General features: G+C 72.0%; 14 protein-coding genes and 2 pseudogenes. 10 read left to right on the forward strand and 6 right to left on the reverse strand.

Features of this window, described 5'->3' with window-relative positions; genetic code table 11:
* The first annotated feature begins 129 nt into the window (after positions 1 to 129).
* The 6 genes and pseudogenes from OG422_RS11960 to OG422_RS11985 all read left to right on the forward strand — a co-directional run bounded on the left by OG422_RS11960 (position 130) and on the right by OG422_RS11985 (position 6,752).
* Positions 130 to 612: a GNAT family N-acetyltransferase gene (locus OG422_RS11960; RefSeq protein WP_143944573.1), complete on the forward strand. Its 483-nt coding sequence runs from the start codon at positions 130 to 132 to the stop codon at positions 610 to 612.
* 268 nt (positions 613 to 880) lie between these two features.
* Positions 881 to 1,807, forward strand: a complete 927-nt coding sequence (locus OG422_RS11965) for an ABC transporter ATP-binding protein (RefSeq protein WP_405742602.1) — start codon at positions 881 to 883, stop codon at positions 1,805 to 1,807.
* On the forward strand, positions 1,804 to 2,835 hold the full coding sequence (locus OG422_RS11970) for an ABC transporter permease (protein ID WP_405742604.1): 1,032 nt from the start codon (positions 1,804 to 1,806) through the stop codon (positions 2,833 to 2,835). The genes OG422_RS11965 and OG422_RS11970 overlap by 4 nt, the downstream gene beginning before the upstream one ends.
* Positions 2,836 to 3,016: 181 nt before the next feature.
* Positions 3,017 to 3,415, forward strand: coding sequence for a GntR family transcriptional regulator (locus OG422_RS11975; RefSeq protein WP_143944895.1), 399 nt, complete (start codon positions 3,017 to 3,019; stop codon positions 3,413 to 3,415).
* 390 nt (positions 3,416 to 3,805) lie between these two features.
* Positions 3,806 to 4,576: pseudogene (locus tag OG422_RS11980) on the forward strand (MerR family transcriptional regulator); the annotation flags it as partial.
* Positions 4,577 to 5,291: 715 nt separating this feature from the next.
* A complete protein-coding gene (locus tag OG422_RS11985; RefSeq protein WP_405742607.1) occupies positions 5,292 to 6,752 on the forward strand; it encodes a glycosyltransferase in 1,461 nt (486 codons plus the stop codon).
* Between the two features lie 112 nt (positions 6,753 to 6,864).
* Here OG422_RS11985 and OG422_RS11990 read toward each other — a convergent pair whose 3' ends face one another.
* From OG422_RS11990 to OG422_RS12000, 3 genes are all read right to left on the reverse strand, one after another.
* Positions 6,865 to 7,224, reverse strand: coding sequence for a transcriptional regulator (locus tag OG422_RS11990; RefSeq protein ID WP_405742608.1), 360 nt, complete (start codon positions 7,222 to 7,224; stop codon positions 6,865 to 6,867).
* Entirely contained in the window at positions 7,221 to 7,766 is a 546-nt protein-coding gene (locus OG422_RS11995; protein ID WP_405742610.1) for a hypothetical protein, read from the reverse strand. Before OG422_RS11995 ends, OG422_RS11990 begins: the two co-directional genes overlap by 4 nt.
* 175 nt (positions 7,767 to 7,941) lie before the next feature.
* Positions 7,942 to 8,589: a LysE family translocator gene (locus OG422_RS12000; RefSeq protein ID WP_405742612.1), complete on the reverse strand. Its 648-nt coding sequence runs from the start codon at positions 8,587 to 8,589 to the stop codon at positions 7,942 to 7,944.
* Between the two features lie 351 nt (positions 8,590 to 8,940).
* On the opposite strand from OG422_RS12000, the gene OG422_RS12005 reads away from it, so the two are divergent.
* Entirely contained in the window at positions 8,941 to 10,284 is a 1,344-nt protein-coding gene (locus OG422_RS12005) for a PLP-dependent aminotransferase family protein (RefSeq protein ID WP_405742614.1), read from the forward strand.
* Between the two features lie 204 nt (positions 10,285 to 10,488).
* Here the strand turns inward: OG422_RS12005 and OG422_RS12010 are convergent.
* Positions 10,489 to 11,372 (reverse strand): annotated as a pseudogene (locus OG422_RS12010) (IS630 family transposase).
* A gap of 491 nt (positions 11,373 to 11,863) precedes the next feature.
* The gene (locus OG422_RS12015; protein ID WP_405742616.1) at positions 11,864 to 12,283 is read right to left on the reverse strand and encodes a MarR family winged helix-turn-helix transcriptional regulator; all 420 of its coding nucleotides are present in this window, start codon (positions 12,281 to 12,283) and stop codon (positions 11,864 to 11,866) included.
* Between the two features lie 57 nt (positions 12,284 to 12,340).
* Here OG422_RS12015 and OG422_RS12020 point away from each other — a divergent pair, with 57 nt between their 5' ends.
* Genes OG422_RS12020 through OG422_RS12030 form a run of 3 tightly spaced genes read left to right on the forward strand, consistent with a single transcriptional unit; the run spans position 12,341 to position 13,538 of the window.
* Complete coding sequence (locus OG422_RS12020; protein WP_405742618.1) at positions 12,341 to 12,865, forward strand: DUF6790 family protein; 525 nt, start codon at positions 12,341 to 12,343, stop codon at positions 12,863 to 12,865.
* A gap of 23 nt (positions 12,866 to 12,888) precedes the next feature.
* A complete protein-coding gene (locus tag OG422_RS12025) occupies positions 12,889 to 13,317 on the forward strand; it encodes a TMEM175 family protein (RefSeq protein ID WP_405742620.1) in 429 nt (142 codons plus the stop codon).
* Entirely contained in the window at positions 13,284 to 13,538 is a 255-nt protein-coding gene (locus OG422_RS12030; RefSeq protein ID WP_405742622.1) for a hypothetical protein, read from the forward strand. The genes OG422_RS12025 and OG422_RS12030 overlap by 34 nt, the downstream gene beginning before the upstream one ends.
* Before the next feature lie 156 nt (positions 13,539 to 13,694).
* Here OG422_RS12030 and OG422_RS12035 read toward each other — a convergent pair whose 3' ends face one another.
* Entirely contained in the window at positions 13,695 to 14,345 is a 651-nt protein-coding gene (locus OG422_RS12035) for a class I SAM-dependent methyltransferase (RefSeq protein WP_405747749.1), read from the reverse strand.
* Between the last annotated feature and the right edge of the window lie 140 nt (positions 14,346 to 14,485).

Raw genomic sequence — 14,485 nt, forward strand, 5'->3', positions numbered from 1 at the left:
GGCAGTCCCACGCGTTCCCGGTCGTCACGGTGAGCATCCCGGCACGATACCCAGCCCGCGGGGCCCGGCCGCAAAGCCGCTCGCCCGGTCCGGCGGGTGCGCCGTACCCTTTCCGGAATGGAGACCGGTGTGGAGATACGGCACGCGCGCTACGACCACCCCGACGCGGTGGTCCTCGACGCGCTGGTGCAGCAGGAGTACGTCCGCCGCTACGGCGAGACGGACTTCACACCGCTCGACGCCGCGATGTTCGTCCCGCCGCGCGGCAGGTATCTGCTCGCGTACGACGGCGGCCGGCCGGTGGCCACCGGCGGCTGGCGGACCGAGGAGGACATCGCCAAGGGGTACGCCGCCGGGGACGCCGAGATCAAGCGGATGTTCGTGATCGAGGAGGCCCGGGGACGCGGGCTGGCCCGGCGCATCCTGGCCGCCCTGGAGGCCGACGCACGGGCGGCGGGCCGCACCCGGATGGTGCTGGAGACCGGCACCGAACAGCCGGAAGCGCTGAGCCTGTACGCGTCCTGCGGGTATCTGATGGTCCCCGAGCCGGAGAAGTTCGGGGAGTTCCGGACGTACGACGACAGCCGGTGCATGACAAAGGCGCTGGTGTAGGGCCACCCGCCGCCCGCCTTCTCCCCCCTATTCCCCTTCCTTCCTCCGCCGTCCCGCTCCCGCCCGGGGCGGCGTTTCCACGTGCGCCCGTTCGGCGCGTGCGCCCTCGGCCCGGCGCCTCGGCCCGGCACCTCGGCCGGGCGCCTCGGCTCGCCGCCCCCACGCACGTCGGTCATGCATCACCCCCACTCGTCACCCCTGTTTGACAGGTCTCCGCCCACCTCTCCATACTCATTCCACTAATCAACTAGCTAAAGGGGTGAGCCGGGTGAGCGACCAGAGCCCATGGGCGATCGAGGCCGACGGCCTGGGGAAGAAGTACCGCCGCGGCTGGGCGCTGCAGGACTGCTCGTTCCGGCTCCCGGCAGGGCGTATCTGCGCGCTGGTCGGGCCCAACGGCGCCGGCAAGAGCACCTTCCTGGGGACCGCGACGCGGCTGGTGCAGCCGTCCACCGGCTCGCTGCGGCTTTTCGGGGTGCCGGTCTCCGACCCGGCCGTTCTGAAGCGGATCGCGTTCCTCGCCCAGGACAAGCCGCTCTACCCGCGCTTCACGGTGGCCGAGACGCTGCGGATGGGCCGCGAGCTGAACCCCGACTGGGACCAGTCCCTGGCCGAGCGGATCGTGAAGTCGGGCAACGTCCCGTTCACCGCCAAGGTCGGCACCCTCTCCGGCGGCCAGCGCACCCGCGTCGCCTTCGCGCTGGCCTTCGGCAAGCGGCCTGACCTGCTGATGCTCGACGAGCCGATGGCCGACCTGGACCCGCTGGCCCGCCACGAGATGGCCGGGCTGCTGATGTCCGAGGCCGCCGAGCACGGCACGACCGTCCTGATGTCGTCCCACATGCTCTCCGAGATGGAGGACATGTGTGACTTCCTCCTCGTCCTCTCGGAAGGCCGGCTCCGGATGGGCGGCCCGACCGACGAACTGGTCCCCGCACACTCCCTGGTGACGGGCATGGCCGCCGACAACGGCGTCCCGGACGAGCTGTCGCGCCACCACACCGTCGTCGAATCCCGCGTCACCGGGCGGCAGTTCACCGCCCTGATCCGCCCCGGCGGGCCGCTCTCCGACAGTTGGGACCAGCAGGCGCCGGGCCTGGAGGAGGTGCTGCTGGCGTATCTGCGGTCGCCGCAGGCGCCCAACCTGATCGCGGACGAGGCCCGCCTCGACGGCCCCGCTGGGCGTGCCGCATGACCACCGACACCCGGGCGGAGCACCACCCCCGCCCCGAGCGGAACACCCCCCACAGGAGTGACACCACCACCGGCCGCGCCCCCGCCCCCTCCGGCGGGCTGCTGCACGGCCTGCCCTGGCTGGTCTGGCGCCGCCACCGTGCGGCCCTGGCCAGCGGCCTCGCCGTCACCGTGCTGGTCTCCGCGTACTTCACGTACCAGCACTTCGCCGTGGTCGACTTCGTCCAGCGGTACGGCACCGAGTTCAACGAGCGGACGGGCGTGAAGTTCGGCGAACAGTTCCGCATCGCCTTCCGGGGCGGCGCCACGCTGCTGCAGTTCCTGCCCGCGCTCATCGGTCTCTTCCTCGGCGCCCCGCTGATCGCCGGTGAGCAGGAGCACGGCACGGTCCGGCTGGTCACCACGCAGTCCGTCAGCCGCGGCCGGTGGATCGCCGCGACCCTCGCGCTGCCCCTGACCGTGGTCGTCGTCTGCACCACCGCGCTGTCGATGTCGTACCGGTGGATGTGGCTTCCGGCCCACACCCTCGCGTTCAACGGCGACTGGCTGCTCAGCGGCCCGTTCGACGTCACCGGCCCGATGCTCCCGGCCACGTCGCTCTTCTTCGCGGTCTGCGGCATCGCGCTCGGCGTCGTCCTCAAGCGGATTCTCACCTCGATGGTCGCCGGCGTCGTCTTCATGGGCGCGTTCAGCATCGCCTGGAGCCGCATCCCCGAGCGCCTGGGCCAGCTGCGGCATGCGTTCGCCCCGCTCGATCAGGAACCGTCGATCGCGGCGGACGCCATCTACATGGACAACTGGGTGGCCACCGCCGACGGCAAGTTCTACGGCTTCGGCACCTGCCTCGACTCCTCCGAAGCCGCCACCGACGCGTGCCGGGCGAAGATGGGCATCACCCAGAGCGTCACCGACTACTTCAGCTTCGATCAGATGGCGGGCATGCAGTGGCGTGGGTCGATCATCCTGCTGGTGGCGAGCGTGCTGATCCTCGGGTTCGTCGTCCGGCGTGCCCGCCGGCGGCCGCTCTGAGCGCCGACCGGCCCGTCGCCCCCGGTCACCTGCCGTGCCGCGCTTTGACACCCGGTAGTGGCCGCACCATCATCAATCGGTCGGACCGTACGGAGTCCGGCTCCCACGGCATACGGTGGCAGTGGGGGCGGCCGGGCCCGCACGGGGCCGCCGGGCTGCGACGGGCGGAAGAGTCGGAGAGGTGGTGAGCGTGGTCGAGTTCCGGATCGACCGGCGCAGTGGCGTGGCCACCTACCTCCAGATCGTCCAGCAGGTACAGCAGGCGCTGCGGCTGGGCACCCTGGTCGAGGGCGACCGTCTGCCGACCGCGGCGCAGGTCGCGGCCACCACCAAGGTCAATCCGAACACCACGCTGAAGGCATACCGCGAGCTGGAGCGCGAGGGCCTGGTCGAGCCGCGGCCCGGCCTCGGCACCTTCGTCAGCCGCACCCTGGCCCGCCCCCAGTCCGCGGCGGACACCCAGCTCCGCGAGGAACTGCGCGCCTGGATGACCCGGGCCCGCACCGCCGGTCTCACCCGCGAGGACACCCAGGCGGTGCTCAACTCCGTGGTGCAGGACACGTATCCGGAGAGTGACTGAGGCGCCCTCCGGAGGGGGTGGGGCACCGGGCCGGGTGGGACATCCCGGCGCCGGGCCTCCCGCCGTTGGGGTCCTCGCGCCGTTGGGGTCCTCGCGCCGTTGGAGCCTCCCACCACCGGGGTCCTCTCCCTGTCGCACCGCCCCTGAGAGCGCGCCGCTCTCAGGGGCGTTCCGCTTCCCTGGGATGCCTCCGGGGGCGTTCGGCTTCCCGAAGCGTTCCCGTTTCCCGGTGGCCCGCTTCCGGGCCGCTCCCGCTCCCCCAGGGCGCTCCCGCTTGACCCTTACGTCACGTCAGGGCGCACCCTGTACGGGTAACGGGGGCGGCTCGCCCCGGGCCCCTACGGGTGGTCCGGGGCTCCGCCGCGAGGAGCCATGACGGAAGGCGCCGCGATGAGCTACACGGTCGGCCAGGTGTCCCGCTTCGCGGGCATCACGGTGCGCACCCTGCACCACTACGACAAGGCCGGACTGCTCAGCCCGGGCGACCGCAGCCCGGCCGGGTACCGCCTCTACAACGACGCCGACCTCGCCCGGCTCCAGCAGATCCTCTTCTACCGCGAGCTGGGTTTCCCGCTCGATGAGATCGCCACCCTCCTCCAGGACCCGGACGCCGACCTCCTCGGCCGGCTGCGCGCCCGCCACCGGCGTCTCACCGAGGAGATCGCCCGCCTCGGCCGCCTGGTCGAGGTCGCCGAGCGGGCCATGGAGGTCTAGCAGACCGGCGTACGGCTGACGCCCGACGAACGGTTCGAGGTGTTCGGCGAGGTCGCCTTCGACCTCAGTTACGCCACCGACGCCCAGCGCAAGTGGCATCACAGCGCGGGCCATCAACGCGCGATGGCCCGCGCCGACTCCCACACCAAGGAGGACTGGGCCCGCCTCATGGCCGAGGCGGCCGCCTGGCGCACCCGCCTGCTCGCCGCCTACGACGCCGAGGAACCCCCGGACGGCCCGACGGCGATGGACCTGGCCGAGGAGCACCGCGCCCACATCAGCCACTGGTTCACCCCTTGCCCCACCGACATGCACACCCGCATCGCCGACGACTTCCTCACCGACCCCCGCGCCTTCGCCCTCCTTGTTCCCCCGTCGGAGCAGCGCCCGGGGCTGGCGTTGTATGTGCATACGGCCGTGTGCGCCAATGCGGTGCGGGGAGCGGGGACGGCTTCGCCGTCGGTGCGGGAGGGGACGGCTTCGCCGTCGGTGGGGGTGGAGGCGTCTGGGCAGGGTCGCCCGTCGTCTGCCGGTCCGGTGTCGCCGACGACGTCCGGCTCGACGCACCCGCCGTCTTCCTCGGCATCCCCGGCAACGTCCGGCCCGGCGGAGCCGCCACCTTCCGGTCCGGCGTCAGCACCGCCGTCCGGACCGTCGGGCCCACCGTCCTCCGGCTCGGTGTCCTCCCGCTCGGCGTCCTCCGGCTCGGCGTCCTCCGGCTCGGCGTCCTCCGGCTCGGTGTCCGCGCCACCGTCCGGCCCCACGCCTGGGCCCTGACGCCTGGCACGCGCCTTCCGGCCACCCGGCACACGCCTCTTCCGGACACCGGGGCGCACGCTCCGTCGGCCACACCTCCGTGCGGAGCGGCCCCGCATTCCCTACGGCCTGCCCGGCGCCCCTTGAGGGCGGATGGGGACCACCTCGCAGCGGACGGGCGCTCCCCTTACGAACGGACTCGGGGGCTCCCTTACGGGTGGACAGGCGCCCCTGACGGGCTGGCCCCGCAGTCCCCTTACGTCGCCGGGCGGACATCCCTTACTGGCAGACCACCGCTCCCCTACGGAGCCGGAGCCAAGTGCCCGCACCGCACCTCACGCGCTCTCCGCCGCCCTCTCCCCCGCTTCTCCCGTTCCGGACGGCGCCCTCACGGAAGGCCCACGCCATGAAGATCCTCATCACCGCCGCCGGTTCGTACGGCGACGTCGCCCCGTACACCGGTATCGGCGCCGCCCTCATCGCCGCAGGTCACGACGTGGCGATCGCCACACACGACACCTTCGCCCCGCTCGTCCGCGCCGCCGGGCCGGAGTTCCGGCGGCTGCCCGCCGATCCACACGCCCGGCGTCCGGGCGGCGCCGGTCCCGGTACCGGGCGCGGTGGTCAACGGGCCCTGATGCGCACCGCCGCCGCGTTCATCGACGAACTGGGGGCGGGCATGGCCGACGCCGTCGCCCCGGGCACGGAACTCCTGCTGCTCTCCACGACCACCGCCCCGCTCGGCCGCCACCTCTGCGAGGCGCACGACATCCCCGCGCTGGACCTTTCCCTCCAACCCACCGCACCCACAAGGGAGTTCGCCCCCGTGGTGTCCGGCGGGCGGAACCTGGGCCGCTGGGGCAACCTCCTCGCGGGTCGCCTCACCCCACGCATCGTCGACCGGCTCCACGCCGACGCGACCCGCGCCCTCCGCGCCCGCCTCGGCCTGCCGCCCGCCACCCCGGGCGCCGTCCGCCGCCGCACCGAGGCGGCCCGGCCGCGGGTGCTGCACGGTTTCAGCGAGGTCCTGCTGCCACGGCCCGCCGACTGGCGCCCCGGCCTCGACGTCGTCGGCAACTGGTGGCCCTGGCACGCCCCCGACGCCCAACTCCCACCCGACCTCGAAGACTTCCTGGCCGACGGCCCGCCCCCGGTCTTCATCGGCTTCGGCAGCATGGCGTCCGGCGGGGGCGAACGCCTCGGCGCCCTCGCCGTACGGGCCCTACGCCGCGCCAAGGTCCGCGGCATCCTCCAGTCGGGCAACGCGGGCCTGACGTCCCCGGATGCCGAACCCGTCTCCTACAGCGACGCCCCTGCCCACACCGGCACTTACTCCGAGCCCGGCGCCGCCACCAGCACCGGCAGCGGCAGCGGCAGCGGTGCTCCCCTTACGGGGCTCTCCCCCACGCCCGTCAAGGGCATCACGGAGCCCCTTACGGGAACCCGTACGGGGCCCGCCCCAACCGCCGGGCCTCGCACGCACACCACGCACACCGCGTCCGACGTCCTCACCATCGGAGAGGTCCCGCACGCCCTACTCTTCCCCCGCACCGCGGCGGTGGTGCACCACGCGGGCGCCGGCACCTCGGCCGCCGCGCTCCGCGCGGGCGTCCCGAGCGTGCCCGTACCGGTCACCGCCGACCAGCCGTTCTGGGCCGGCCGCCTGGCCACACTGGGGGCGGCCACACCCCCGATCCCGTTCGCCGACCTCTCCGACGACGAGTCCGCCGACCGACTGGCCTCGGCACTCATCAGGGCCACCACCGAGCCCACACACCGCACCCGCGCCAACGGCGCCGCCCGCCGGATGGAGGCGGAGGACGGCATCGCCGCCGTCGTCTCCGCGGTGGCGCGCCTGGCCGACTGACCTGCCGCCCGCACAGGACCAGTTCGCACGAGGCCGGGCCGCACCGAAGCGGGCCGGACAAGGCCGAGCCGCACCAGGCGTGGTCACACCGGCCCCAGGGCACTCACCCCAGCTACTCCCCCACCCCACCGGCGCGCGCCCGCGTGCCCGCACTCCGGGCCGCATCCGCGATCCCCTGGAGCGCCGCCAGGTGACCGGTGAGCGCCAGGCGCCCGGCATCGGTGAGGGAGAGCCAGGTGCGGGCGCGCTTGCCCGCGTACCCCTTGCGGATGGCGACGTAACCGACCGCCTCCAGCGCCGACGCGGCCTTGCTGAGCACCGAGTCGGACACCTGACAGCAGTCGCGTACGGCAGCGAACTCCGCCTCGTCACAGGCCGAGAGGAAGGCCACCACCGCCAGCCGCGTCGGCTGGTGGATCGCCGCGTCCAGTTGCGGAGCCCCGGACGCGCCGGAGCCCGCATCGCCGCTCACGCCGCCCCCGGAGCGCCCCGCAGCTGCGACAACTCCCGCCGGACGGTGGCGTTGCGCCACGCGAACAGGCCCCAGATGAAGAGGCCCGCGACCACGGACACCGCGAGGCGCAGCGCGGACTCCCCGGCCCCGAGCAACAGCCCCGCGCCCCACGTCGCCCCGCACCCCACAAAGGCGGCCAGCATCCAGAGGCGGTTCCGCCGCAGCCGGTCCGACAAGGACTCCGACACCACAACTCCCGTGCTGCGCGCGCCGAACTGCCGTATCACGAGGAGCAGCGCCATCCCGACGCACCAGACCAGCAGGGACACCAGGACCGGGTACCCGCGCCGCCCCACGCTCCAGCTCTGCACGACGCCGGGCACCGCCACGACCAACGCGAGCACCGGGCCGTACCACCGAGGGAAAAGCCTCGCCCGGAGTCCGGCCCGCACCCGGGCCGCCTCCGCCTCCCGCAGCCCGCCCGTCGCGTCCAGAGCCGAAACACCCGCTCCGTCGCCCACCGCAGCCGGTGCGTTCTCCTGCGCCGCCATCACGCTCACCGTCCCCTCTCCCCGACGCCCCAACCGGGCGCCGCACTTCGCCGTACAACCCCACCCTGCCACACACTTTCCACCGTGGAAAGCACTTTCCTGAACGGAAGAGAGGAGGGGGCGCTGACGGGTCAGCAGTCAGGCACACCACACCTCAACTCGCCGCAGCCCGCCCCGACTCGCCCTAACCCGCCCTGACCGGACCCGAGGTGTCCGCGGCCAGCATGACCGTGAGCACCCCCAACACCCCGCCCATCACGTACCGCTGGAGCTTCAGCCAGGAGGGGCGGCGGGCGAGGAAGGTGGCTATCGCGCCGGCGGTCAGGACGATGGCGAGGTTCACGGCGACGCTGACCACGATCTGGACCGCACCGAGGGCGAGCCCCTGGAGCAGCACATACCCCTCGTCCAGGTCGATGAACTGCGGTATGAGCGAGAGGTACATGACGGCGATCTTTGGATTGAGCAGGTTGGTCATCAGCCCCATGGTGAAGAGCTTGCGCGGCGCATCGTGCGGCACCTCCTGCGGCGCGAAGACCGCGAGGCCACCCGGCTTCAGGGCGTTCCACGCCAGGTAGGCGAGGTAGGCGGCGCCCGCCAGCTTCACCGCGACGTACAGCTCGGGCACGGCGAGGAAGACGACCGACAGGCCCAGGTTGGCGGCGAGGAGATACACCAGGAAGCCCAGCGCCACCCCGCCCAGCGAAATCATCCCGGCCCGCCGCCCCTGGGTGATGCTGCGGGAGACCAGATAGATCATGTTCGGCCCGGGCGTGAGCACCATACCCAGCGCCACCGCCGACACCCCGAGAACCCCACTCAACTCCAGCATGGAACCTCCTCGTTCAGGAAAACCCGCCGCACGCCGATGGGTTGCATGCCGCGCCCCTCGCATCACGCACCCAAGGGAGCACCACCCACCGCAGGCCGCCCACCTCGTCCACCCCTCAGAACAATCGCGACGGCACCACACATTGCCCCGAGCGGAAACCAGCGCCAACATGCCTGCATGCGAGGGCCACACGGCCACTACGACAGACCCTAGAACCGCCCTCATCTCAGTGCAATAAAAATATTGCACCGAGTGCAATACCCTGGACGGGCTCCAGGCCGAACCGCCGAGCGCGGACGGGGCCGACCGACCAGGACGGCGACGGACCGGAACGACGACAGGAAGAGCACCGTGCACCACTACCGGAGCGTCGCCGACGCGGTGGCCGAGGAGATCCGGACCGGCGCGCTCCGGCCCGGCGACCGCCTCCCCCCGCAGCGCGCCTTCGCGCGGAAGTACGGCATCGCCGCCTCCACCGCGACCCGCGTCTACCAGGAGCTCGCCCGGCGCGGCCTGACCGTCGGTGAGGTGGGCCGCGGCACCTTCGTCCGCGCCGAGCCCACGGCCCCCGCCGCCTCCCCCGCGCTCACCGAACCCGCCGGAAGCCGCATCGACCTGGAGCTGAACTACCCCGTCGTCCCCGAGCAGAGCGCCCTCCTCGCCGCCGGGCTCGGCGGGCTGCTGCGGCCCGACGGCCTCGCGTACGCGCTGCGTCCCGTCGGCACGGCCGGGCTCCCCGCCGTACAGGAGTCCGCCGCCGACGCCCTCGCGCGCGGCGGCTGGCGGCCCGATCCGGCGCGCATCCTCTTCGCCGGGAACGGGCGGCAGGCCATCGCCGCCACCGTCACCGCCCTGGTGCCGCCCGGCGGACGGCTCGGCGTCGAGGAGTTGACCTACCCGGTCGTCAAGGCCGTGGCCGCCCGGCACGGCATCACCCTCGTACCGCTGGCCATGGACGACGCGGGGCTGGTCCCCGAGGCGGTCGCGGAGGCCCATGCCGCCGCCCCGCTGCACGCCGTCTACGTGCAGCCGCGGCTGCACAACCCGCTCTCGCTCACCATGCCCGACGCCCGCGTGGAGCAGCTGGCCGAGACCCTGCTGCGGCTCCGCCTCCCCGCGATCGAGGACGCGATCTGGGCCTTCCTCCGCGACGAACTCCCGCCGCTGGCCGCCCACGCGCCCGAGCTCACCGTCCTGATCGACAGCCTCTCCAAACGCGTCGCCCCCGGCCTGACCCTCGGCTTCGTGGTCGCGCCCGCCGCGCTGAGCGGCGAGATCTCCTCCGCGCTCCGGTCGGGCGGCTGGTCCCCGATGCGGTTCGCCCTGGAGGCCGCCCACCGGTGGCAGCAGGACGGCACCCTCGCCGCGCTGGTGGCGGCCAAGAAGCGGGAGGCGGCGGTACGCCAGGAGCTCGCGGCCCGGCACCTCGACGGGTTCGCCGTACGGAGCGACCCCCGCTCGTACCACTGCTGGTGGCGGCTGCCCCGTCCGTGGCGCGCGGAGACGTTCGTCGCCGCCGCGGCCCGGCACGGCATCGGGGTGGTGCCCGCCGCCGCGTTCACCGTCGGCCGCGCCCACGCCCCGAACGCCCTCCGCGTCGGACTCGCCTCACCCCAGCCCGACGTCCTCGCCCAGGCCCTCGGCACCCTCGCCGCCCTCGCCCGCACCTCCCCGGAGGGCCTCGTCAGCGACTGACCTCGCCTCACACGGCGACAGACGGCCATCGGGTCTCACGGGCCCCTCCCCTGCCCCAACTTCCGTCCCTGCGGCGGACAACTGCCCAGCCCCGGCCCCGAACACCAACAAACCAAGCACGAAGGGCCTTCGGCACCGCATCGTCCACCGGTGACGGCGTGGACGCCGCGCCGGCGGCGGGCGGATGGCCCATCAACGGCACCCTTACGACAACGACCAGTGTTCTGAGTCGGGAATTCTGTTCAGATATGAGGCGAGGCGTTCGAGGATCTCGTCCGCGGTCTTGGTCCAGACGTAGGGCTTGGGGTCGGTGTTCCAAGCGGCGATCCAGGTCCGGATGTCGTTCTCCAGGGCTTGGACGGTCTTGTGGACGCCTCGCCGTATCTGTTTGTTCGTCAGCTCGGCGAACCACCGCTCCACGAGGTTGGGCCAGGACGATCCCGTCGGCGTGAAGTGCAGGTGGAACCGGGGGTGCGCCAGCAGCCACGTCTTGATCGCCGGGGTCTTGTGGGTGGCGTAGTTGTCCAGCACAAGGTGGACTTCGAGGCCGTCCGTACTTCGCAGAACACCAGAGCCCGCTCGGGCGGGTCCAGATAGAGTCCGGCGACGTCGTGGACCTTGTCGACGAAGTACGGATTTGTCGACAGCTTGAACGTCTCCGAGCGGTGCGGCTGCAGACCGAACGCCCGCCACACCCGTGACACCGTCGACTGCGACAGTCCCGTCTGCTTCGCCATCGACCGCGTCGACCAGTGCGTCGCATCCTTCGGGGCGGACTCCAGAGTCTTTGCGACCAGTGCGGCTACCTGCTCGTCGGTGACCGACCGGGGACCACCCGAGCGGGGCATGTCTCCCAGACCGGCGATCCGGTGCTCGACGAACCTCGCCCGCCAGCGGCCCACCGCATGCGCAGTCGAGCCGAGCCGAACCGCCACATCCTTATTCGACATCCCCTCCGCGCAGGCCAGGATGATGCGGCAGCGCAGAGCCCACGCCTGCGGCGTGGAACGGCGCCGCACCCACCCCTCCAGCGCAGCCCGTTCCTCATCCGACAGGATCAACTCGGCCTTCGGCCGCCCAGTACGCACCACAGACCAAACCTATACATCTGAACAGAATTCCCGACTCAGAACACTAGGGCGTGTATCGGAAGTGCCGGGCAAGGTCCAGTGGCTGACATGCGGTCGTGGTGGTCCGGGTCCGTGCTCGGCTTGACCGCTCGCTCGATCTCCTCTTCCGCCGGCGGCATCGAGTGGTAGCCGCGCAGCAGGTACTCGGGGGGCCGGATGACCAGCGTGGGCCGTGATATCCGCCGGCCCACGCGTGCAGCTGCTCCCTGTAGGCGGCGAGCCGTTCGCCGAATGCGGCGATGACACGGATGTGCAGCTCCTCGTGGCCGAACAGGTAGAGGTCCGGGGGACTCGCCGGGCCGGAGCCTGTTGCCCTGCCTGGTGAAGCTGTGCTCGTACTCGATGACCGGACCCGCGCTGCTCGCCGGAGCGTCGCGGTTCTGTCCGGGGCTGGGCGGGGGCGTGGTTCGGGCGTGGGCGGTGCTGTCGCGGAACGCGTGGCGGCGCTCTCAGTCGGATGCGAGCAGCTCGGCCAGCCGAAGGGTGTCTTCGAAGTAGCGCTCGTAGGGAAAACCGGCCGCGACGAGCGCGGCCCGGAACTCGTCGCCGAGTGGCTTTCCGGCGGCGTGGAAGGCATCCCGGCCGGCTTCGGTGAGGCGGACCAGCCGCCGCCGCGCGTGTCCGGGGTCGATGGTGATCTGCACCAGACCATCCGCTTCGAGCGGTCGTAGCGCCCGGCTGATCGCCGGGTCGGACACCGACAGCGCCTGCGCGAGCCGATGCTGCGTCACCGGCTCGATGTCCTCCAGCGTGCCCAGAAGTCGTATCTGGCTGTAGGTCAAGCCGCCGGGGTCATCGGTGCGCCGCCGGGCCGCCTCACCCAGCAGCATGACCACGCGGTGCAGCGCGTCTGCGAGTCCGTCATCCACAGCTACCACTGTACCCGACTGTTGACGGGTTAATATTAACCAGTTAAGAATGGGGTCATGGACAACTTCTCCTACCTCGCTCAGTCCGCCTTCCCGCTGGTCTGGATCCTGGTGCCGGCCGTCGGGGCTTTCGTGCGGACCCGCCGCGCACGGTCACCCCAGCAGGCGCTGGAAACCTGGCAGCGCTGGTGGGCCATCGGCGCCTTCGGGTGCGGCAGCCTGTGGATGACGGTCGCGTTCCTCGCCTTCCCGGATGTCATGGCCACGGCGATCGGCTTCGGCCGGACGCCCTTCATGTTCGAGATCGCCTTCGCCAACCTCGGACTGGCCGTCATGGGCTTCCGGGCCGCCTCGGCATCCGCGCGGGAGCGCATCACCATCGGGATCGGCGGCGGGATGCTCCTCTGGGGAGCCGTGGCCGGTCACCTCTACCAGTGGTTCGTCAACGGTGACCACGCCCCCGGCAACACCGGCGGAGTCCTCGTCAACGACCTCCTGATCCCGGCGGTCATGATCATCCTGGCCGTGCGGTCCCGGCGCCTGGCGGCCACGCCCCGGGCGACCGCGGAAACCGGCGCCTGAGCCGCAGGGAGCTGTTCCTCACCATGGCGACTCATACCGGCCACAAGCCCGACGACAAGACCGGCGAGGCGCGAGCGCTCGCCGCCGAGCGGCTCATCGCGTTCGTCGACGCGGCGATCGCGATCGCACTCACCCTGCTGGCGCTGGATCTCCCCGTCCCTGCCGGCGACAGCACCGGCGCCATGCTGAGTTCGGTGTCGGCCCACGGCAAGGAGTACCTGGCCTTCGCGCTCAGCTTTGTGGTGATCGCCGCCCATTGGCGCGCCCACCACGAGATCTTCCGGCATGTCCGCTCGCTGAACAGCCGCCTGACCAGCCTCACCCTGGCATGGCTGTTCATGCAGGTCCTGATGCCGTTCGCGACCCGGGTGATCACCGCCGACGGCGCCTCCCGCCCCGGTTCGGCCTGTACGCGCTCGTGCAGGTCCTGGCGTCCGCGTCGTTCGCGCTGATCATCCGGGAGATCCGGCGCGCACACCTGTACCGCACGGACGTCCCGCCCCGGGTGGTCGCCGAGAGCCTGGTGCGCAGCATCTGCCTGGCCGCGGTGTTCGGGGCGTCCGTTCCCCTCTCGTTCCTGCCCATGGGCTCCGGCGCGTACCTGTGCTGGCTCGCAGCGCCGATCGTGCTCGCCGTGGCCCGCCGCATCCAGGGCCGCGCGCCGTCCGGTTAAACGACGCCCGCCTCGTCCTACGTCTCCCCGGCCGTGCACCTCGGCGGGAAAACCTGCCGGAGGCCGGATCGCCGGAACCCCTACGGTCCGCAGCGCCCCCACGCCCGGTGGCGGTACCCACGCCGGACAGCTCTTCCCGTGCGAGCCTCAGCCCGTTCACCGTCGCCGCCACACAAGGGTGTACCGCCAGAACAGACGCCGCCGCACCCGCACCCCGGGAAGGGCCACACCGGCCTCCCGAACGATTTCGCCGAAGGTCATGTCCGCAGGCCGGGTACGGGCTGTCATGGAGACCGGCCGGGGCGTGGGGCGACCTCTGTTCCTCAGCCATCCCACGACGGCGTTGGTCGGACTGGCGAGAGCCGCCAGCACATGGTCCCCAGGGGTCTGAGCACGGTACAGGCCGACGACCACCACGGTCCCTCCCGGCGCCAGACGGCGACGGAAGCCGGTGAGCATCTGGGCGAAAGGCAGGTGGTGGATCGTGGCGACACAGCTGATGGCGTCGTAGGGCCCCTCGGGGAGGCCGGTCACCGCATCGGCGACGGTGTAGGTCACCGGGAGCGCTTCAGGGGTCAGTTCCCGCGCCCGCGCGGTGATCACCGGATCGGCGTCGATACCTTCCACGGTGGCCGCGCGTCCGGCCAGGAGTCTCGCCAGGCCCCCGCTGCCGGATCCGACGTCCAGCGCCCGGTCGAACCGCCTCGGCAACTGCTGCAGGATCCAACGGTGGTAGTGGGCATTATGGTCCCAGGGGTAGGTGGCGTTGAACCGTTCAAGCGCCTTCAGGAGGCGGGGCGACAGCATCTGCACACTTCAAAGGATGGCAGCGGACGCCTGAAGTCCGTCGACTCCACCTTGTACGCGCAGAAGAGGCATCAGCCTCGGGCCGTGTCGCCCATCCCCTCCTCCGGGCTCGCCTGCATGCGAGGAACATCAACCGGAAG

This window comes from Streptomyces sp. NBC_01525, assembly GCF_045040405.1.
Taxonomy (GTDB): domain Bacteria; phylum Actinomycetota; class Actinomycetes; order Streptomycetales; family Streptomycetaceae; genus Streptomyces; species Streptomyces benahoarensis.